Annotated in this window: 20 protein-coding genes and 1 pseudogene; 7 read left to right on the forward strand and 14 right to left on the reverse strand. The window is 72.4% G+C overall.

From position 1 onward, the window contains the following. Position 1 precedes the first annotated feature (1 nt). The 4 genes and pseudogenes from Pflav_RS48620 to Pflav_RS10335 form a co-directional block, all read right to left on the reverse strand. Positions 2–931 (reverse strand): annotated as a pseudogene (locus Pflav_RS48620) (sensor histidine kinase); the annotation flags it as partial. Positions 932–935: 4 nt separating this feature from the next. Next, a complete protein-coding gene (locus Pflav_RS10325) occupies positions 936–1,847 on the reverse strand; it encodes a hypothetical protein (RefSeq protein WP_173035718.1) in 912 nt (303 codons plus the stop codon). A gap of 77 nt (positions 1,848–1,924) precedes the next feature. Then, complete coding sequence (locus tag Pflav_RS10330; RefSeq protein ID WP_173035720.1) at positions 1,925–2,896, reverse strand: ATP-binding SpoIIE family protein phosphatase; 972 nt, start codon at positions 2,894–2,896, stop codon at positions 1,925–1,927. Beyond that, a complete protein-coding gene (locus tag Pflav_RS10335; RefSeq protein ID WP_173035722.1) occupies positions 2,833–4,452 on the reverse strand; it encodes an MASE1 domain-containing protein in 1,620 nt (539 codons plus the stop codon). Before Pflav_RS10335 ends, Pflav_RS10330 begins: the two co-directional genes overlap by 64 nt. Positions 4,453–4,574: 122 nt before the next feature. Between Pflav_RS10335 and Pflav_RS10340 the strand changes: the two genes are divergently transcribed. After that, entirely contained in the window at positions 4,575–5,105 is a 531-nt protein-coding gene (locus Pflav_RS10340) for a hypothetical protein (RefSeq protein ID WP_173035725.1), read from the forward strand. Here the strand turns inward: Pflav_RS10340 and Pflav_RS10345 are convergent. The 3 genes from Pflav_RS10345 to Pflav_RS10355 all read right to left on the reverse strand — a co-directional run bounded on the left by Pflav_RS10345 (position 5,098) and on the right by Pflav_RS10355 (position 7,898). Then, positions 5,098–5,595, reverse strand: a complete 498-nt coding sequence (locus Pflav_RS10345) for a GNAT family N-acetyltransferase (RefSeq protein ID WP_173042343.1) — start codon at positions 5,593–5,595, stop codon at positions 5,098–5,100. The genes Pflav_RS10340 and Pflav_RS10345 overlap by 8 nt on opposite strands. 168 nt (positions 5,596–5,763) lie before the next feature. Next, positions 5,764–6,855, reverse strand: coding sequence for a CapA family protein (locus Pflav_RS10350; RefSeq protein ID WP_173035727.1), 1,092 nt, complete (start codon positions 6,853–6,855; stop codon positions 5,764–5,766). A gap of 176 nt (positions 6,856–7,031) precedes the next feature. Continuing rightward, complete coding sequence (locus tag Pflav_RS10355) at positions 7,032–7,898, reverse strand: helix-turn-helix domain-containing protein (RefSeq protein ID WP_173035729.1); 867 nt, start codon at positions 7,896–7,898, stop codon at positions 7,032–7,034. Between the two features lie 151 nt (positions 7,899–8,049). On the opposite strand from Pflav_RS10355, the gene Pflav_RS10360 reads away from it, so the two are divergent. Next, positions 8,050–8,808 (forward strand): SDR family NAD(P)-dependent oxidoreductase, encoded by a 759-nt coding sequence (locus Pflav_RS10360; protein WP_173035731.1) that lies wholly within the window; start codon positions 8,050–8,052, stop codon positions 8,806–8,808. A gap of 378 nt (positions 8,809–9,186) precedes the next feature. Here Pflav_RS10360 and Pflav_RS47895 read toward each other — a convergent pair whose 3' ends face one another. The 3 genes from Pflav_RS47895 to Pflav_RS47305 form a co-directional block, all read right to left on the reverse strand. Then, on the reverse strand, positions 9,187–10,245 hold the full coding sequence (locus Pflav_RS47895; protein WP_332107746.1) for a hypothetical protein: 1,059 nt from the start codon (positions 10,243–10,245) through the stop codon (positions 9,187–9,189). A gap of 769 nt (positions 10,246–11,014) precedes the next feature. Continuing rightward, positions 11,015–11,290 (reverse strand): LemA family protein, encoded by a 276-nt coding sequence (locus tag Pflav_RS47300; protein WP_269474485.1) that lies wholly within the window; start codon positions 11,288–11,290, stop codon positions 11,015–11,017. Beyond that, on the reverse strand, positions 11,284–11,598 hold the full coding sequence (locus Pflav_RS47305) for a LemA family protein (RefSeq protein ID WP_269474486.1): 315 nt from the start codon (positions 11,596–11,598) through the stop codon (positions 11,284–11,286). The genes Pflav_RS47300 and Pflav_RS47305 overlap by 7 nt, the downstream gene beginning before the upstream one ends. Before the next feature lie 157 nt (positions 11,599–11,755). On the opposite strand from Pflav_RS47305, the gene Pflav_RS10380 reads away from it, so the two are divergent. Continuing rightward, positions 11,756–12,772 (forward strand): zinc-dependent alcohol dehydrogenase, encoded by a 1,017-nt coding sequence (locus Pflav_RS10380; protein ID WP_173035737.1) that lies wholly within the window; start codon positions 11,756–11,758, stop codon positions 12,770–12,772. Between the two features lie 55 nt (positions 12,773–12,827). On the opposite strand, the gene Pflav_RS10385 is transcribed toward Pflav_RS10380, so the two are convergent. Beyond that, entirely contained in the window at positions 12,828–13,367 is a 540-nt protein-coding gene (locus tag Pflav_RS10385) for a hypothetical protein (RefSeq protein ID WP_173035739.1), read from the reverse strand. 187 nt (positions 13,368–13,554) lie between these two features. Between Pflav_RS10385 and Pflav_RS10390 the strand changes: the two genes are divergently transcribed. Together Pflav_RS10390 and ligD are read left to right on the forward strand one after the other, a co-directional pair. Continuing rightward, entirely contained in the window at positions 13,555–14,004 is a 450-nt protein-coding gene (locus Pflav_RS10390; RefSeq protein ID WP_173035741.1) for an ATP-binding protein, read from the forward strand. 31 nt (positions 14,005–14,035) lie between these two features. Continuing rightward, positions 14,036–15,004, forward strand: coding sequence for a non-homologous end-joining DNA ligase (gene ligD, locus Pflav_RS10395; protein ID WP_232071221.1), 969 nt, complete (start codon positions 14,036–14,038; stop codon positions 15,002–15,004). 5 nt (positions 15,005–15,009) lie between these two features. Here ligD and Pflav_RS10400 read toward each other — a convergent pair whose 3' ends face one another. Both Pflav_RS10400 and Pflav_RS10405 read right to left on the reverse strand, forming a co-directional pair. Then, a complete protein-coding gene (locus tag Pflav_RS10400; protein ID WP_173035743.1) occupies positions 15,010–15,909 on the reverse strand; it encodes an FkbM family methyltransferase in 900 nt (299 codons plus the stop codon). Between the two features lie 43 nt (positions 15,910–15,952). Next, complete coding sequence (locus tag Pflav_RS10405; protein WP_173035745.1) at positions 15,953–16,444, reverse strand: MarR family winged helix-turn-helix transcriptional regulator; 492 nt, start codon at positions 16,442–16,444, stop codon at positions 15,953–15,955. A 51-nt stretch (positions 16,445–16,495) separates the two neighbouring features. Here Pflav_RS10405 and Pflav_RS10410 point away from each other — a divergent pair, with 51 nt between their 5' ends. After that, entirely contained in the window at positions 16,496–17,992 is a 1,497-nt protein-coding gene (locus tag Pflav_RS10410; RefSeq protein WP_197938299.1) for an MFS transporter, read from the forward strand. A gap of 1,257 nt (positions 17,993–19,249) precedes the next feature. After that, entirely contained in the window at positions 19,250–19,645 is a 396-nt protein-coding gene (locus tag Pflav_RS10415; RefSeq protein WP_173035747.1) for a hypothetical protein, read from the forward strand. 9 nt (positions 19,646–19,654) lie between these two features. On the opposite strand, the gene Pflav_RS10420 is transcribed toward Pflav_RS10415, so the two are convergent. Beyond that, positions 19,655–19,942, reverse strand: a complete 288-nt coding sequence (locus tag Pflav_RS10420) for a cupin domain-containing protein (RefSeq protein WP_173035749.1) — start codon at positions 19,940–19,942, stop codon at positions 19,655–19,657. Positions 19,943–19,949: the final 7 nt, after the last annotated feature.

Raw genomic sequence — 19,949 nt, forward strand, 5'->3', positions numbered from 1 at the left:
GTACGGCGACGGTGGCCGAGGCGGCGCGGCCGTGGCGGAACGCGTTGGTCAGCGCCTCCTGCACGATCCGGTACACCGACAGGTCGAGGGTGCCGGGCAGCTCCGGCCGCTCGGGCTCGACCCGGACGCGCACCCGCATGCCGGCATCCTCGGTCCGCCGCACCAGCCGGGGCAGCGCGTCGAGCCCGGGGCGCAGGTCGGCGTCCTCGTCCCGGCGCAGCACCCCCAGCACCCGGTCGAGCTCGTCGAGCGCCTCCCGCCCGGTGCGCTCGACGCCGCCGAGGATCTCGCGGGCCTTCGCCGGGTCGCCGTCGAGGACCACGCGGGCGGCACCGGTCTGTACCAGCATCACGCTCATCGTGTGGCCAAGCAGGTCGTGCAGCTCGCGGGCGATGCGGGCGCGCTCGTCGGTGACCGCGGTCCGGCGCAGCAGGCGCCGCTCGCTCTCCTGCCGCTCGCGCCGCCGCGCGCCGGCGTAGCCGGCACCCCAGACCAGCAGCCAGATGAACACGACGCTGGCCGGCACGACCGCCTGCGGCGGCCCCTCGCCGACGAAGTAGGCGGCGATGCCGGGCAGCATGATCATCGGCCCCCACAGCGACCGCCGCGGGCTTGCCTCGCGACCGACCGAGTACAGGCCGACGAGGTTGATCGCCGGGGAGAGCGTCGCGGGGTCGAGCCAGAGCGCGTCGGCGGCGAGCGCGGCGGTCCCGACCGCGAACGCGACCACGGGCGCCCGGCGCCGGAAGGCGAGGCTGCCGCCGAGCACCACCGCCAGCGCCAGCGCACCGGGCAGCCGCGCGCCGAGCGACGGCGTACTGGTCAGTCGCTCGGTCGCGACGAGCGCCACCGCGACAGCGGCCAGCGCGGTGTCGACGGCCCGCGGGGGCAGGCCGTTGACCCACGAGACGAGCGCGGCCAGCCGGTGCATGCGCCTACCTCATCACGACGGCCGGCCGCCGCCCAACGACCGGCAGCAGCCACCGCGCCACAACCCCGGATACCGCCAGCAGCGTGGCCAGCCCGGCCAGCGCGAGCAGGGCCATCGCCGCGGTGGGCGAGGTCCAGGGCCGCCCGGCGTACGCGGTGAAAGCGACCGACGCGAACACCGCCGCGTAGCCGGCGGAGGCCAGGACCATCAACCCGACCTGGGTACGCGCCGCGGGCGGGCGCAGCCCCAACCCGATCGCCAGCGCGGCGAGGACCTGTAGGCCGTGCAGGCCGAGCGCGTGCGCGAGCTTGGCACTGCCCTCCGCGCCGAACCGCACCGACTCCGGCACGTCGCCGGTGGCCACGACGACCGCCTCACCCGTGGCCGCCATGTCGAAGCCGATGTAGCCGGTCACCTGGATCCCGACCAGGCCCACGAGCACCGCGACGCGGGCCGCCGGCGGGCCTTCGAAACGCAGCAGCGACCAGATCAGCAGCAGCCCGACCCCGAGCGCGACGAGGAGCACCACCTGCGCCATCGCGGACCAGATGGCCGAGTCGACGCCCGGGTTCGGGTTGAAGTGCGACGGCTGCCCCCGCCACCGCTGCGTCGTGATCATGCCGACCTCGGCGACCGCGCCGCCGCCGACGAGGCCGGCGGGCAGCCACCCGAAGCGGCTCGCCGGGAGCTGGCGCAGCACCCACACCGCGCTCCACGCGAGGACGCCGAACGACAGCGCGAACACCACCGGCTTGCGCCAGGTCACCGGACCCCACCAGGTCGACCAGTCCACAATGGCCACCACCGCGTGTACCGCGCCGGACGCCACCAGCAGCGCCCCGCACCGGGCCAGAAACCGCTGCTGCGCGGTCAGCGGGCGGACCGCCTGCCACGCCTGCCGAAGAACCTCTCTCATGCCCGCGAAAGCTACGAGCGCCCGGCGCCGGAATCGTCGCCCTCACGGGGACACCCCGCGTACCCCCGGTGGGGTATCTACGACTCGGGCACGGTGATGGTGACACGGGTGCCGTGGCGGCTGAGGTTGACCACGACCCGGCGGGCCATCTGGTTGATCAGGTCGAGCCCGCGGCCGCGTTCGCCGTCCGTGGAGCTGGCCCGCCACCGGCCGCGGTCGTCGACCTCGACGCGGATCTCCCGGCGCTGGCCGCGCATCGCGGTCAGCGTCACCGGACCGGCCGGTCGGCCGTGGTACGCGTGCTCCAGCGAGTTGATGAGCGCCTCGTTCGCCGCCATGAGCAGCGCGTCGGTCTGGTCGGCGGAGAGCTCGTGCGTCACCGACCAGGCCCGCAGCGCCCGGCGGGTGGGCGGCAGGTCCTTGACCGAGTTGAGCGTGATGCGCAGCACGCCGGACTCGTCCGTGGGCGCGGCGATCCCGCCGAGCAGCAGGCAGGTCACCACCACGTCGTCGGTGGTGGCCGCCCCGCCGGTCATGGCGAATACGATCTGGTCGCACCACTCCTGCGGGTCGGCGCCGCGCAACGTCTCGGCGGCCTTGGCGAGCCGGTCCAGCCCCACGTCGATCACCTCGTCGCGGCGCTCCAGGAGCCCGTCCGAGTACCAGACCAGCATCGCACCCTCCGGGACCGCCATCGCGGCCTCGGGGCGGGCCCGGGTGGCGAGCTGGAGCGGCGGCGAGCGGCCGTCGTTCAGGTACGTGACGGTGTCGCCGACGGCGAGCAGCGGCGGCAGGTGTCCGGCGCTGGCGTACCTGAGCGTCCGCTCGATCGGGTCGTACTCGGCGTAACCGACAGTCGCGTACGCGGCGCCCGCGATCGCCAGCGACGCGGTGTCGAGGCTCTCCAGCACCTCGGCGGGCGACGCCCCGGCCAGCGCGGTCGAGCGGAGCAGCAGATGGAGCCGGCCCATCGCGGCCGCGGCGGTCAGGCCGTGTCCCACCACGTCGCCGACCGCGATCGCGACCCGGCTGCCGGGCAGCTCGAACACGTCGTACCAGTCGCCGCCGACGTCGTTGCCCCGCTCGGCCGGCTGGTACGCGGCCCGCGCCCGTACCCCGGCAGATGATCGGAGATCCGCGGCAGCAGCGAGCGCTGAAGCTCGTGCGCCGCCGTGTACTCCGCCTCGTGCCGCTCGGCCCGGTCGACCGCCTGCCCGGCCAGGTCGGCGATTGTCTGGGCGAGCGAGGCGACCTCCGGGGTGACCGCGCCGTCCTGGTGGTACACGAACGCCAGCGCGCCGAGCGTCCGCTCGGCCACCCGGACCGGCACCACGTGGACGCCTCGGGTGGCGACCTCCGCGCCCGAGTCCATGACCGCCGGGTACCGGTCGGCGATCTCGGCCAGCGAACCGAGCGTGACCGGCTGCCCGCGCTGCACCACGTCGAGCACCGGGAGTCGGGCGAGGTCGCCGAGCCGCACCTCGGCGAAGCGCGCCATCGTCGCCGGCGGCACCGTGCTGGTCGGCCAGATCCGCAGGTTGACGCCGTCACGGTCGAGCAGAGTCACGTACCCGTGGTCGGCGACCACGCCCACGCCCTTCTCGACGAGCACGCGGACCACCTGCTCGGCGGTCGCCGCGCCGGCCAGGCCCGCGGTCACCTCTTGGAGCGTCTCCAGCCGCCGCCGGGCGGCCACCTCGCGGCGGGACTGCGCCCGCGCCCGGTCGCGCTCGGCCACCGCGATCGCCAGCACCCACGCGCCCACCACCACGAACGCCAGGTACACCTGGAGCGTGGCCGCCTCCACGTCGGGATGCTCGGCGAGCACCGCCCACGGCCCTCGGCCGGCCGCGCTCTGGAGGTTGGCCACGAACGCCATCACGAAGCCGGCCGCGCCGACCGTCGCGATCCGCCCGCCGAACCCGGCCGCCAGCAGCAGCGGCACCGGCAGGTACATCAGTGGGACGTCCTGCGGCCAGAAGCCGATCGCGGTCAGTAGCGCGGTGGCGGTCAGCACCAGCGCGGCCCGCCACAGCCGCCGTGCCGGCAGCGGCGCGCGCAGGGTGCCGAGCCCGACCACCGCCGAGCCCAGCGTGAGTACGGCGAGCCCGTCGCCGGCCCAGAACTGCCCGAGCGCGGTCCACCACCCGGCGCCCGCCGTCCACGCGGTCGTGGTCGCCCCGATCAGCGCGCCGGCCAGTGGGCCCAGTCCCACCGCGCAGGTCAGGTACACGCCGGCGTCGCGGACCCGGGTCAGGTCGATCCGGCCGGGCAGGAAGTGCCGCACCAGCGTCGCGCCGACCAGCGGCTCGACGGTGTTGGTGAGCATGAACCCGGCGGCCGCGCCGACCGCCAGCCCCTGCGAGAGGTTGATGCCCAGCTCGACCGCGGCGGCCGCCCCGAGCACGTACACCCAGTGCTCGCGCCGGGCCAGCAGCAGCGCGCCGAGCGTCACGCCCGCCGGCGGGAAGAACACCGCGCCCACGTCCGACGCGTGGAACAGCAGCCACGCGGAGCCCGAGCCGAGCCCGTACGCGACACCGACGACCGCGACTATCCACACCGGAGCCCACCGCTGGTGGGTCGGGGCGTCGGCGGCTCTCATGACGGACAGCCTCGCATCCCGCCGCACGCTCCCGCGCCCCTAGGTAGGTCGCTGCTGTCAGATAGGGGACGGTTGCCGTGCGTATCGGTCGCGATCTCGGCCGGCGTGGATACGATGCGGCCATGCCCGACGCTGTGTGGCTGACCGCTCACCCGCGCCCGACGTCGAGCCGCAACGGATTCGGGCGGGAGCTGAAGGGCTTCACCCGACCGGACGCGACCGGCCGCCGCTTCGCCACGTGCTGGTTCGTCGCCTTCGGCCTGCCGATCGTGCCGCTGTCCCGGTGCTATCTGAGCGAGGATCGCCCGCGCGAGACGTGGCTCGGCGCCACCGCGCGGTACCGGATCGAGGGCGAGTCGCGGCTGCGCGCGGCTGAGGTCCTCCGGACGTACGCGTTCGGCTGGCTGCTGGTCCCGGCGGTCCTGATCGCGCCGGCCCTCGTGCTGCTGTCGCAAGCCGACCGGGTGATCGACGACGAAGGTTCGGACGTGGCGAAGCTGTCGCTCGTCGGCGCGTTCCTGCTTGTCCTGCTCGGCTCGATCCTCGCGCTCGGCGTGCTCCGCGGGCTCTACCGGCAGCGGTGGGCGCCGGTCCGCGAGGTGGTCTGGGTGGACGCGCCCGTCGTGCCTTCCGGCCGGCCCGCCGTCAGGTGAGCTCGCCGGCCAGCAGGTCCATCAGCAGGCCGTCGTGGAAGGTGCCGTCCTGGCCGCGCTCGTACGCCCGCATCAGGCCGACCGGCTTGAAACCCACCTTCCGGTACGCCCGGATGGCCGGCTCGTTGTCCGCGGCCGGGTCGATCACCAGCCGGTGGTGGCTCCGGTCGCGGATCAGGTGGCGGGCGAGCGTGCGCACCGCGTCCGTGCCGAGCCCCTGGCCGGTCCGGTCCGGGTGCAGGTAGATGTCCAGGCCCGCGTGGCGGTACTGCGGATCGTCGTTCTCGTACCACTGGATGGCGCCGACGACCTCACCGTCCAGCACGATCGCGTACGTCTGGGAGATCTCCTCCAGGACGGCGGCCCGGTAGTCCTCCTCGTCGCCCCACCACCGGCGCACCTCGGGCGAGGAACGGATCTCGACGATCGCGTCGATGTCAGCCGAGGCAGCCAGCCGCAGCGTCACCCGCTCACCGCGCAAGGTCGTCATGAAGCCGAGGCTAGCCTTCGCCGCGGCGATGTCGTCGCTCACGGCGAACACCTTAGAACGCCGTGTCCAACGGGGGCCACCGTTACCGTGCGGGGCTCGTCGCGGCGGCCGGTGTCGCGGCGGGACCGTCGCTGATCCGGAGGCCGTCGGAGGCGGCGCCGCGCATGGTCACGTACCCGCCGATGCGCTTGTGGATGCGGGCGTAGTCGGCCGCGCGGGCGCCGCCGCCGCTGCGGGCCGTGGTGAGATCGACGAGGCGGGCCTTCGGCTGGTAGTCCATGAAGATCGGCCGCACCTCGACGCCGGTGACCTTCCATTTCCGGGCGCCACCTCGGCGAAGGTGAAGGTGGGTACCGCCGAGTCGGCGGTGTTCTCCGGCGAGCCGTCCTCGAAGCGGACCAGCAGGTTGCCCAGGCCGTAGGCCACCCACTTGTCGCCGATCTTCTCGAACGGCTGCACCACGTGGGCGTGCATCCCGATGATCAGGTCGACGTCCGGGCTGGCCAGCAGTTGGTTGGCGAGCCCGACCTGGCCGACGTCGGCCGCGTTCTGGTACTCGGTACCCCAGTGCAGGGACGCGATGACGATCTCCGCGCCGGCGTTCCGGGCCCGTTTCGCCTCGGCCAGGATGGCCTTCGGGTCGATCAGGTTCGCGATCCATGCCTTGCCGCTCGGGCGGTCGATGCCGTTGAAGCTGAACGTGTACGACAGGTGCGCCACCTGGACACCGCGCACGTCGAAGACGTTGGGCGTGCCCGCCTCCTTGGCCGTACGGGCCGAGCCGGTGTGCCGCAGGCCGACCCGGTCGAGGTTGTCGAGGGTGCGGGTGACGCCGTCGGGCCCGTAGTCGAGCGTGTGGTTGGAGGCCGTGGAACATGTGTCGAAGCCGGTCGCGGCCGCGGCGTCGGCGAGCTGCACCGGTGCGTTGAAGATCGGGTAGCCGGTGAACGGCCCGCGCTCCGGCCCGAGCGGCTGCTCGACATGGCACACCGCGAGGTCCGCGGCCCGGATCGGCGGCACGATCGCCGCCATGATCTGCCGGAAGTCGTACCCGGACTTGTCCCGCGCGTCGGCCCGCGCCTGCGCGACGAGCGCCGGCTGCACGAAGAGGTCACCCGCCGCCGCGACGGTCAGGGTGGTCGGCCGCGCCTGCGTGGGGCTCGCCGTCACCGGGCTGGCCGGGTTCTTGCGATCGTCGTCGGTGCACGCGGGCACGAGCAGGATGATCGCGAGACCGACCGCCAAGTACCTACCTCGCATACCCGGCATTGTGGGTGCGGCCCTGCACCTCCGGACCAGATCGGTGAAAGCGGCCTGCCGTCATCACCTCGCGCGGGCTAGCGCTTGACTTAAAGCGTGCTTGAGGTCCGACGCTGGGCGGGACTCCTGGCCCACATACCCAGGCCCGAGCCGGTCCGTGAGTGAGCCCGCCCGGGTCAGTTCGCGGTGCCGGCGCGGATCGCGTCGAGGCCCCAGTTCGCGAGCAGGCGCAGCGCGTCCTCCGACGGCGTGGACGGCTCGGCGTGGAAGGTGATCAGGGACTGGTCGGCGTCGCCGGCCGGCCGGAACGACTCGAACCGCAGCGACAGCTCACCGACCAGTGGGTGGCGTAGGCGCTGGAGGCCGCGCTGCTTCTCCTTGACGTCGTGGGTGGCCCACAGTCGGCGGAAGTCCGCGTTCTTCACGGACAGCTCGCCCACCAGCGCGGACAGGCCGCGGTCGTTGGGGTAGCGGCCGGCCTCCAGGCGCAGCGCGGAGACGGCGTCGATCTGCTTCTGCTCCCAGTCCACGAAGAGCTCGCGGTAGCGGTCGGGCGACAGGAAGATCAGCCGTGCCCAGTTGCGTTCCGGCGCCGGCAGCCGCGACCAGTCGCCGAAGAGCGCCGCGGCCAGGCGGTTCCAGGCCAGCAGCTCCGCGCGCCGCCCGATGACGTACGCCGGGATGACGTCGATCGCGTCGAGCAGCCGCAGCAGGCCGAGGCGTGCCTGCTGGGTCCGGGCGGCCGGCTTCGGCCCGGGCGCCTTCGGCTTGGCCAGGCGCATCAGGTGCGCGTGCTCGGACTCGGTCAGCCGCAGCGCGCGGGCGATCGACTCGAGCACCTCGGCCGAGACGTTGCGCCCGTCGCCCTGCTCCAGCCGCGTGTAGTACGCCACCGACACTCCGGCCAGGTGGGACAGCTCCTCCCGGCGCAGCCCCGGCACCCGGCGCTGCCGGCCGTAGTCGGGCAGGCCGACATCCTCCGGCTTCAGGCGGGCGCGGCGGGTGCGCAGGAACTCGCCGAGGTCCGACCGCCGCTGCTCCATGCGATCGAGTATCCCCCGCCGTACGCCGGCGAACCTGTCCCTGCCAGTGGTAGGCACGCCGGGCGTACGCGCGGGCGTGACCTGGCTGGGTAGCGCCAGGCCGGAAAGGCTCGAAGCCGCTCGCCCAGTTCCCCATCACAGGAGGCAGATCGTGAAAATTGCTGTGGTCACGGGCGCCAGCTCCGGTATCGGCCGGAGCGCGGCGATCCAGATCGCCAAGCGGGGCGCCGGTGTCGTCCTCACCTACAACTCCAACCAGCTCAGTGCCGAGGAGGCCGTCGCCGAGATCGAGAAGGAGGGCGGCACCGCCGTGGCACTGCGGCTGGACCTCGGCGATACGGCCGGCTTTCCCGCGTTCCGCGACGCCCTGGCCGAAACGCTGAGCGGTACCTGGCAGCGCGACACCTTCGACAGCCTCGTCAACAACGCGGGCTTCGGGGAGATGTCGATGATCGGCCAGACCACCGAGGAGTCCTTCGACAAGCAGACCCACGCCCTCTTCAAGGGCCCCTTCTTCCTCACCCAGACGCTGCTGCCGCTGATCGCCGACGGCGGCGCGATCGTCAACATCACCAGCAACGCCAACCGGCCGAACGTGACCGGCCCCGGGTGGTCGGTCTACGCCTCGTTGAAGGGCGCGGTGACCGTGCTCACCCGCTACATGGCCAAGGAGCTGAGCACACGCGGCATCCGCGTCAACTCCGTGGCTCCCGGCGCCACCCGCACCCGCTTCGCCGACAACATCCTCGGACGGCACCCAGAGATCGAGCCGGACCTGGCACGCACCTTCGCACTCGGACGGATCGGCGAGCCCGACGACGTCGGCATGGTCATCGCCACCCTCCTCGCCGAGGACGGCCGCTGGATCACCGGCCAGGACATCGAGGTATCCGGCGGCCAAAACCTCTAGAGAGCTTTGGAGTTGGGGTAGCCTCGGCGTCTTGTCGCGGATAAAGGTCCAAAATCAAGGAGATTGGGCTACCGCGATGTCCGTGGTGGTCCGGACCGTCGCTCCCGCGGCCTCACCCTTCGCGGTTGGCGCCCAAAGGGCGCTCGGTTTGCCTTGATCGACGCTACGCCAGGACGCCGCCTGGCAGATCGTGGTACTTACTTGCCCCTGGAGGGGCAGTTGGATACCACGATCTCTCAGGAACCCAGGGGGTTGGGCTTGGGCCGCGGACCGTGCAGCGGAGGTCGGGGATCTCGGCGAGCGCCAGCGAGCCGCCGACCTGCGCGGTGCCCGCGGGAGCATACGGTCTATGACTGACGCGGACCGGGGAAAATGTAACTAGCTGTGGTGGGCGGCGAGGCGGGCGGCGCACTGGGCGGCGAGCCAGGGCAGGTAGGCCTGCCGGTCGCGGGCCTCGCCCATCAGCGTGAACACGACGGTGGTCTCGCCGACGCGGAGGGCCGCCCGGTCGCCGGAGGCGTACGCGCCGTCGCCGATGCCGGGCAGTGCCTGGCCGCGCGAGTTGGCCCGCCACGCCCACCTGGCCGGCGTACCGGTGAGCGCCTGCACGAGCAGCAGCGGCTTGCCACGGTCGGCGGAGAGAAACTGCGCGCCGCCGAGCACCCCACCAAGCGCCATCGAGTCGCCGGCCCGCACCGGCCGGCCCAGCGCCCGCGCCACCTCGTCGACCGTGAGAAGGTCGGCCGAAAGCGCGGGGCGGGCCGGGGCGGCGATGTCACCGGTGGGCGGCTCGACAAGCTCGCGGGCCTGGCCGTGCCCGACGACGGTGATGTCGACCACCCGGCGGGTCCAGGGGCGTACCCGGATCGTCACGGTGTCGCCGTCGTGGCAGCGGTTGGCCCACTCGCTGGGCAGCCCCCACGCGGTGGTGCGGTCGTCGGTGCCGTCGTCCACCGCCAGGTAGTGCAGCCAGGGCGTGGAGCTGTCGCTGTCGTTGCTGGTGGAGAGCCAGACCTCCAGCCACAGCACCTCACCGGTGATCGTGCGTTCGGTGGCGAGGTCGACGAGGGTACGGGCGAGCCGGTAGAGGCCGCTGACGATGAGCAGGACGCCGACCGCGAGGACCGCGCTCGTCACCGCGTCGGGGAGCTGGCGGCCGCTGCCGTCGATGTCGGGCAGGGAGTCCAGGCCGCCGGGCGCGAACCGCAGCAGGACACCGCCCACGACGATCGCGATCACCGCGCGGAGGATGAGCTTCGCCGGGGTACGGCCGTAGCGGGACCAGACGCGGGGATACCTGACCCGCACGCGGTGCCACGTACCGCCGAACGACGACCAGACCAGCTCGCGGTTGCCCATGCCCAGGTCGAGGACGGCGCTGGTGAGGTGGGTCGCGCCGACCGCCGCGCCGTAGCCGAGGTACCGGTCCCACACCACGACCGAAGCCGGCGGCAGGTTGGCGAACTCCTCGTGCCCGCGCAGCCAGTCGCGTACGCCGAGCCAGCGGGCGGCCACCTGCCGGCCGAGCGGGGTGTCCCGCTCGCCGGGGAGAGGCCGGCGATCCCGCTGAGCAGCAGGAACGTGACAATCCCGGCCGCGACGCCCGGGTTGTCCTCCGAGGCGCTCCACGAGCCGTAGTGGTAGGCGGCGGCGCCGGCCGCGGCCGCGGCGAGCGCCGCGAGCGCGACAAGTACCGCGGCCACGCCTCGGCCGAAGCGGCGGCGGGACAGGCCGGCCGCGCGGGCCTCCGCGACGACCTCGGCGCGCAGCCGCTTGTTCCACGTCTTGGCCTGCGCCTGGTCGCGGAAGGTGAGCGCGGTCAGCGGTACCACGCCGCCGACCGCGAGCCCCTGGACGCGGCTGAGCACCCGACGCTCGTACGGCCGTAGCCCGCTCTCGTCCGGTGCCGCCGCCGGCAGGTGCACTGTGGTCTGCATCGGCTCGTTGCCCGGCTGGCGCAGCTCGATGAAGCGCCGCGCGGCGAGGTCCAGCAGCGTCGACTCGGCCGCGTCCTCGGTGGTCGTCCAGCGGTTGACCAGCAGGCTCACCACGGCCGGCGGCTCGGTGCCGAGGTCCGGGGTGGCCGGCTGTGGCGGCGGGCTGGCCGGCCGGGTGACCAGCCGGGCCAGTCCGTACGCGAGGAACCAGCAGCCGATGGCGATGCCGCTGACCGCCAGGTCGAGCAGTGCCCGCTCGTCCATCGTGGCTAGAAGCGAACCTGGACCGGGCCGCGCTCGCCGCCGTCGGCTTGGAAGAAGTCCATGGCGCGGAAGCCACCGAGGCCGGCGATCACGTTGATGGGCAGCGTCTGCACGCTCGTGTTGAACGTCTGCACCGCGCTGTTGTAGAACTGCCGCGCGTACGCGATCTTGTCCTCGGTGTTGGCCAGCTCGGCCTGCAACGCGGCGAAGTTGTGGTTCGCCTTGAGGTCCGGGTACGCCTCGGCGACCGCGAACAGCCGGCCGAGTGTCTGGGTCAGCATGTTCTCGGCGGCCGCCCGGCCGCCCGCCCCGGGCCCTGGGTCGCCGCCATCACCGCGTTGCCACGGGCGGCCACCACCGCGTCGAGCGTGCCCCGCTCGTGTGCGGCGTACCCCCTGACGGTCTCGACCAGGTTGGGGATCAGGTCGTGGCGGCGCTTGAGCTGCACGTCGATCTGCGCCCACGACCCCTGTACCTGGTTGCGCTGCCGGACCAGCCGGTTGTAACCCGAGAGGCCCCACACGAGGACGATCACCGCCAGCAAGCAGACGAGCCCACCCACGACGCCTAGTACGCCGCCACTGCTCATTCCCACTCCCACTGAAGATCTTGGGTTCCGGCCCGATGGTGCGTGGTCGGCGAGGGGAAGTCGCCGGACTGTCGCGGATCGGACGGTACACCCAAACGACTTCTTGGTGGAGTGCTCGTGGGGCGGCCCGGCCGCCCCGCTCTGCCATGATCGGACGGTGCGGGCGTTCATCCTGACCGGGCCGGGGCAGTACACAGTGGACGACGTGCCGCCCCCGGAGCCGGCGCCGGGCGAGGTGGTGGTCGACGTCGAGCGGGTCGGCGTGTGCGGTACCGACGTGGAGTTCTTCACCGGCGACATGGCGTACCTGCGGCAGGGGCACGCCGCCTACCCGATGCGCCTCGGCCACGAGTGGGCCGGCACGGTCCGCGCGACCGGCGATGGGGTACCCCAGAGCTGGCTCGGCCGGCGGGTCACCGGTGACACGATGCTCGGCGACGGTACCTGCCACCGCTGCCGGCGCGGGCGACAGCACCTGTGCGCGGCGCGGCAGGAGGTCGGCATCCGGGGCGGGCGGGCCGGCGCGCTGGCCGAGCGGCTGGCGGTGCCCGCCTCGTCGCTGCGGGTACTGCCAGACAGTGTCGACGCCGAGCTCGGCGCGCTCGTCGAGCCGGGTGGCAACGCCCTCCGGGTCGCGCAGGCCGCGAACGTGGGTCCGGGGGAGCGGGTGCTCGTGCTCGGCCCCGGCACGATCGGGTCGCTCGCGGCGCTCTTCCTCCGCGCGGCCGGTGCCGAGGTACACCTGCTGGGCCCCTCGGAGCCGGCGCTGGACTTCGTCCGAGGGCTCGGCTTCGACCAGGCGTGGACCGAGGCGACGCTGCCCGACCTGCCCTTCGACGCGGTCGTCGACGCCACGAACGCGGTCCGCCTGCCCGCGCTCGCCCTCGACCTTGTCGAGCCGGGCGGGCGGGTGGCCTACATCGGACTGTCCGGCGAGCCGAGCCAGGTCGACACCCGCGCGCTAGTGCTCAAGGACGTCACCGCGGTCGGCATCCTCTCCGCCTCGCCGGCGCTGGACGCCACGATCGCCGCGTACGCGAGCGGGGCCGTCGACCCCCGGCCGCTCGTCGCCGCGACCGTCGGGCTCGACGGGGTGGGACCGGTGCTCGCCGGAAAGCGGCCCGCCCACGCCGCCCGTGGCCCAAAAATCCACGTGGACCCGCAGGCGGCGTGACAAATCTTCGCGTGTATCGCTTGTCTTCAATGCATATTTGCTTTTTTGTGAGCCCTTATGTCACGTCGATGGGCCACGGCCCGCCGAACGATTCGACCGGCGTCCCCGAGTCAGGGGTGAAGACCACCCGTGCGTACATCTGGTAGGTGCCCGGCGCGAGCGGCTCGCCGCCCGCCGCGCAGGAGACGAGCGCGGCGTCGCCCGGCAGCTCGTGCGGCTGGCTGGGCTTGAGGTCGAGCTTCTTGCCGGCCGTGTCCTGGGGCAGCGGAACCGTGGCGATGCGCCCGTCCCGTACCAGGAAGACCTCGGCGCTGGGTGCGACCACGCCGCTGACCGCGCGCGGGCTGTTGACCTCGACGGCGCCAGTCACCGCCGGCCCGCTGGCCGGGGTGGACGCGGGGAACCGCCCGCTCAGGTAGAGGCCACCGCCGGTCGGCGGGGTGAAGGTCGCGCCGCACACCAGCGCGGTGAGGTCGGTGGTGGGGACGGGCTCCACGGTCGCGCTCTCCTTGGGTGAGCTGTCCGGTGCCGGCGGGTCGCTCGCGTCGCTGCCGCAGCCGGCAGCGGCGACGAGGACGGCGAGTAGTACCGCCACGGTGGGGACAGCGTATTCTCGGCGGGCGGGCATGAGCATCATTCCTCCCCGGCTATTCGATCGATGCCACGCTATTGGAACGCACTCGGTTCTTGGACGCACCCGCGCGGTCCAGGTTCCGGGTTTGGCACACTTTCGCCGGGTACATTTTTGACGTTCATGGGTCGGTACGGGGTTAGGAGAGGTCGTGACGGTAGGGCGGCATCCGGACGACCGCCTCACCCGTCCCGCCGAGCCGCTGCTCGAGACCTCGTTCGCGGAGGGCGAGCTGCCCTCGGTCCGCCACCGGCTCGAGGCGGTCGCTCGCCGGTGCGGTCTGACGCCCGACGAGGCGTATGACTGGGTGATCGCGGTCAACGAGCTGATGGGCAACGCGCTCCGCCACGGCGGCGGCTCCGGCGAGCTGCTCGTGTGGCGCGACGGCGACCTGTACTGCGAGGTGCGCGACCGTGGCCTGGGGTTCGCCGCCGAGCCGTACCTGGAGCCGCGCGCCCGCCCGGCACCGTCCGCCGACGGCGGCCTGGGGCTCTGGATCGCCCAGCGGATGACGAGCGAGATGCGGATCGAGAGCGGCCCGTCCGGTACCGTCGCGCGGCTCCGCACCCCACTGGAGCGGCCGGAGGAGCCGTTCGCCTGACCTCGGCCCGCCGGGGTGCGATCGTCTGATCATGGAGGTCGGGTCGCTCCCGCTGCTGCGCCCGATGCTGGCGACGCTGGGCGAGCTGCCGAGCGGCGGCGGGTGGTCGTACGAGTTCAAGTGGGACGGGGTCCGCGCGATCGTCTACGTCGAGCGCGGCGAGGTACGTGTGCTGTCCCGCAACGACCGCGAGATCGCCGACAGCTATCCCGAGCTGCGCGGCCTGCCGAAGCTGCTGCCGCCCGGCCCGGTGGTGCTGGACGGCGAGATCGTGGCGCTGGACGAGGCGGGCGCGCCGAACTTCAGCCGCCTCCAGCAGCGGATGCACGTCCGCGAGCCGGCGCCCACGCTGCTGCGGCGGGTGCCGGTCCACCTGTACGCGTTCGACGTGCTCCACCTGGGCGAGCGGTCGACGGTCAAGCAGCCGTACCGGGAGCGCCGCGAGCTGCTCGACGGCCTGGCGCTCCAGGACGACCCGGTGCGCACCCCGCCGTACTGGACCGACGACCGCGGCGGCGACCTGATGGCGGCCGCCGCCGAGCAGGGCCTCGAAGGCGTGGTCGCCAAGCGCCTGGACTCGCCGTACCAGCCCGGCCTCCGCTCCCGCCTGTGGATCAAGACCCCGCGCAACGCCACCACCGAGGTCGTCGTCTGCGGCTGGAAGGCGGGCGAGGGCCGCCGCTCGGGCGCCATCGGCTCACTGCTGCTCGGCGCGTACGACAACGCGGACCGGCTCGTCTACATCGGCAAGGTCGGCACCGGCTTCACCAACAAGATGCTCGCCGACCTCGGCAAGCGGCTCGCCCCGCTGCACCGCCACGACCCGCCCTTCGACGGCCCGGTGCCCCGCCCGGACGCCCGGGACGCCACCTGGGTCGAGCCCCGCCTCGTGGGCGACGTCGCGTACCGCACGCTCAGCCCCGAGGGCCGCCTCCGCCACCCGTCCTGGCGTGGCCTGCGCACCGACAAGGAACCCCGCGAGGTGCGCGCGGAAGCCTGAGCCGGCTAGCCGGCGCGGAGGATGAGGTCGTTGGTGCCCTGCTCGCCCTGGACGTCCACGGTCGGCAGCCGCCCCGGAGACAGCGGCACGAGGCGGTCCGGGCGCGGGATGAAGCACCGGTACCCCAGCTCGACGCAGAGCCGCGCCAGCAGCGCACGCAGCTGCGGCGTGCCGGGGAGTACCTCGACGAAGATGGTGGGTCGGTGTTCGCGCAGCGGCGCCCAGCTCGCGGCGAGCAGCGCGTGCTCCTGGCCCTCGACGTCGACCTTCAGCACGTCGACGCCGTCGAGCAGCGACCGCACGTCCACCGCCGGTACGCGGACCGTGGTGGCCCGGCGGTCCGCCATCGACGCGGGCAGCTCGGAGCCCCGGGCCATGAAGGCCACGGTCGGCGTACCCTGCTGCTCCCACGGCACGACGAGGTCGATGTACGGCTGGGCCGGGTCGGCGGTCGCGGCGGCGGCGAGCACCTCGACCGAGGTGATGCCGTTGAGGGCCAGGTTTTCGCGGCAGGTGCGGGCCGAGGTCGGGTGCGGCTCCACCGCCAGGTACCGGGCGCCCGGTGCGGCCCGACCGCCCTGCACCGCGTAGTAGCCGACGTTGCTGCCCAGCTCGACCACCTTCGCCGCGCGCCGGCAGGCGTACCGCCACCAGGGCAGCAGCTCGGGCTCCCAGCCCCGCTCGCCGCCCCAGTACAGCTGCTGCGTCACCTGCGAGTCCGCGTTGACGAACCGCAGCTCCGGGTTGTCTGGCAGCGCGAACGTGTGTACCGCGCGGGGCACTCCACCCCACCGCACCGCGCGGCGCACGGGCGAGTACCGGCGCAGCGGCGGGACCGCGGCGAGCGGCAGCCGCCGTACGAGCCCGGTGAGCACGGCCCGCCCGGCAAGGTAGGCGACGCGCATGCGCCGGATTGCCCGCGACGCCCGCGCCTAACCGGGCTGGCGGCTACTTGGGCAGGATGCCGCGCTCGACGGCGACCCGTACGAAGTCGTCGACCATGCGGTTGAAGAGCGTGGCGAGCTGCTCCCGCTCGCCCGGGTCCCAGGCCGACAGGGCGTGCTGGATCGACTGGCAGCCCACGCCGAGGACGCGCTCGACCGCGTCGCGGCCGGCGGTGGTGAGGCGGACGCGGTACGCCCGGCGGTCGGCCGGGTCGGGCACCCGCTCGACGTAGCCGACGCTTTCGAGGCGCTGCACCTGCCGGGTGACATGGGGTGCCTCGACGGCGAGCCGGGCGGCGATGTCGCCGGAGCGCTGCGGCCCCGCGTCGTGGAGCAGGCGCAGGATCGGCACGGCCGCCCGGTCGACCGAGACGCCCGCCTCGACCGCGATCTGGTGGTGCTGGCGGGCCCTGTTCAACAGGTGGCTGATCCGGGAGAGGGCGCGCTCGATCTCGACGATGTCGGAGGGGATCTGGGCGCGTACGTCAGCCGGCATGTGACAAAGCCTACCGTGGCGTTACTTAACTTAAGCAACTATCGTCGGCACGTGCCGAAAGATCAAACACGGGCCGCCTCGGGTGGGCTCACGCTGATGGCGCTGGCCATCGCCGGACTCGTCGTCTCGTTGCAGCAGACCCTCGTACTGCCGCTGCTGCCCCGGCTGATGCACGAGCTCGACGCCTCGGTCACCGAGGTGACCTGGGTGTTCACCGCGACGCTGCTGGCCGGCGCGGTGGCGACGCCGCTGCTGTCGCGCTTCGGCGACATGTACGGCAAGAAGAAGATGATCATTGCGGCGATGGTGACGCTCATCGCCGGCTCGATCGTCTGCGCGCTCTCCACCTCGCTCGGCACGCTGATCGCCGGCCGGGCGCTGCAGGGCGTCTCCGCGGCGATGATCCCGCTCGCGATCGGCACGATCCGGGACGCGTTCCCGCGCGAGCGGGTGATGTCCGCGATCGGCATCGTCTCCGCCACCATGGGCGTCGGCGGCACGGTCGGCATGCTGATCACCGGCGTGATCGCGCAGCACACCGAGAGCTACCGCCCGATCTTCTGGATCGGCACCGCCGCCGCCGTGCTCGGCCTGATCCTGATCGCCGCCTTCACGCCGGACCTCGGCACCCGCACCGGTGGCCGCCCGGACGTGCTCGGCGCGCTCCTGCTCGCGGTGTGGCTGGTCAGCCTCCTGCTGGGGATCAGCGAGGGCGGGTCGTGGGGCTGGGGCTCCGGCCGCACGGTCGGCCTCTTCGCCGCTGCGGTGGTGCTCTGCGCGGTGTGGGTGCTCGTCGAGCTGCGGGTGCGCGAGCCGCTGGTACGCATGAGCCTGCTCGTCGGCCCCCGCTCGCTCACCGCCAACCTGGCCTCGCTGCTGCTGGGCTTCGCGATGTTCGGCGGCTTCACGCTGATCTCCAACTTCGTGCAGACCCCGAAAGACCAGCTCGGGTACGGCCTGAGCGGCTCGGTGCTCGACGTCGGCCTGTACCTGCTGCCCAGCACGTTCGGCATGATGCTGTTCTCGACGCTCGCCGGCCGGTTCGAGCGGCGCCTCGGCACCGCGTACACCCTGGCCATCGGCTCACTCCTCGTCGCGGCGAGCTTCGTCTACCTGACGATCTCCAACGGCCACGTCTACGACGTGCTGATCTACAGCGGCGTGATGGGCGCCGGCATCGGCATCGGGTACGCGGCGCTGGGCACGCTGGCCGTACAGCACGTGCCGATGAGCCAGAGCGGCATCGCCAGCGGCATCAACACGCTGGTCCGCACCGTCGGCGGCAGCATCTCCGGCGCGGTGACGGCCTCACTGCTGACCAGCCACGTGATCGAGGGCACGAGCGCACCAAGCCTGGACGGGTACACGCTGTCCTTCGTCGTGGTCGCGGTAGGCGGCGCGGTGGCGGCCGCGATCGCCCTCATCCACGGCCTCGCCTACAAGCACGACCGCGCCCACGAACGCCCACTGTCCGATCTGGACACATCCCCGAGCGCCGAGCTGGCCGCCGTAGCCGGCGACTACGGCGACGTCCCCGCCCGCCGCTAGCCCGCCGCCCACCCGGCTCCTGGATCTAGCGCCTGTTTCAAGATCCTTGCCGGGCTGCGCCGGGTCCAGACGACGACCGGCGGCGCCGGGCGTAAGGCCGCATACAACACCGGTATGCGACCTTGCGCCCGACTTGCCGGATCGCCGCCTGGATCCCGGCTCGCCTCGACAATCCTTTGAAACAGGCCCTAGTCGACTTCCCGCCGCCCCGACGACAGAAAGTCGACTAGATCCAGATTCATTGAGCTACCGCGACGTCCGCGGTGGTCCGGACCGCTGCTCCCGCGGCCTCACCCTCCGCGCTCCACACCCAACACACCTTGAGCGCCGGGAGCGCGCTACGCGCGCCTTCGGCGCGCGGCTACCGGTCAAGATCCCGACAAAATCCCTGATTTTGCTGCTTCCGGCGAAGGTTGAGCCAGCAAAATCAGGGATTTTGCTGCCACCTGGTCCCGCTGCGGCTCTGTGGGGCTCGGGGGTTGCGGTTACCCCTTCTTCGCCTCCGGCGGGGATCTCCGGCCTCCGGGACGGCACTGCGGGTGGGGTGTGCGCCTGGTGTCGCGCGCCAGCGGTGATCTCGCTGGTGATCGTTCGCCCGATTCCTACACGACACGCCGACGGGGCCGCGGATTCTGGGCGAACGATCACCAGAGCCCTCCGTGGCGAGGGTGGCTCGCCAGGCTTTGGGAAGACTTGTTGCTGCCAGGGAGCCTGGCGCGTAATTGGGCACAGGCTCGATGTCAATCCCGCCGCGAGCGGCTGGAATTCGCCTGGCATCGACGCGCAGGCACCATCGGTTGCCGGGTTTGCCCCATATATTCTTTTGCGAATGTAGATCTAGAACGTCTTGTGTGCTATATCGACCCTAAACGTTCTAGATCTACTTCGATCCGACCGCAACGACCAAGCTGGCGGACTTGACGAACAGCGCACCGCCAATTACGCGCCAGGCTCTATAGCAACAGCTAAATACCACGATCTCTGGCGAAACGGCGCCCGGGTTGGGGTGTGTAGCGCGGAGGGTGAGGCCGCGGGAGCAGCGGTCCGGAGCACCGCGGACGTCGCGGTAGCTCGAATCTCCATCCTGGAATAGGTGAGCGAGCTGGAGCGTGGCTTGACGGGCCTGTCCAGGATGATTTAGGGGCCGGTCGCTGGAGGGTGGCGCTCATGCCGCAGGTGGGCGAGGTACGCGTCGAGGCATGGGATGACGGAACCGCGGTGGTGTTCCGCATTCGCGAGGGCGGCTGACCCATCCCTGTGGAGCGCGATACGTGGGAGTGGCCGCGCTGGGTGGCCGACGTCATGGGCGCGGTGTTCGCCTTGGCGGTCGTGTCGAGCGGCGTGGCGGTGTGGGGCGCCATCAACCATCACTGGTTCGCGGCTGTCGTTTGTGGCTTGGACGCGGTGCTGCTGGCCGGCATCTCCGGCTACGCCCTCCTGACCGACGGGAAGGTCCAGGAGTGGCGGCGCGGCGAGCATGTCCGGCTGGATGTCGCGGCGTACTCGCGCTTCGCTCCGGACGTGGCCTCGGCGCTCATGCATGCGCCCCGACTGGGCGACGGCAGCATCGACCAGGATCACCCGGACGTGGCGGAGGCGGGAGTTCGGCTGTGGTGCCAGGCTCAGGCCTTTGCCACCGGAGAGCCGGCGTAACGCCGCCGTTCAGGACGCCAAGTCGCGGGTGACCTCGGACCAGTCGAGGCCGTCGAGGTTGACCACGATGGCCTCCTGCGTGGTGCGGGCGATCACCACGACCGCCTCGGTGTCGGGGTCCGGGTTGCCGCTGATCGCCTCCCGCCGCTTCATACCGGACGTCTGCGAGGTCTGGTCGACCAGCCCGGCGGGCGCGATCCGGTGCAGCCGCCGGTGAAACGGGTCGATGTCCGTCGGCAGGACGACCCCGCTGGGCGTCCGGAACGCATCGCCGGCGGGAACGTGGACAGCGGGCATCAGGCGG

Source organism: Phytohabitans flavus (assembly GCF_011764545.1).
GTDB lineage: Bacteria > Actinomycetota > Actinomycetes > Mycobacteriales > Micromonosporaceae > Phytohabitans > Phytohabitans flavus.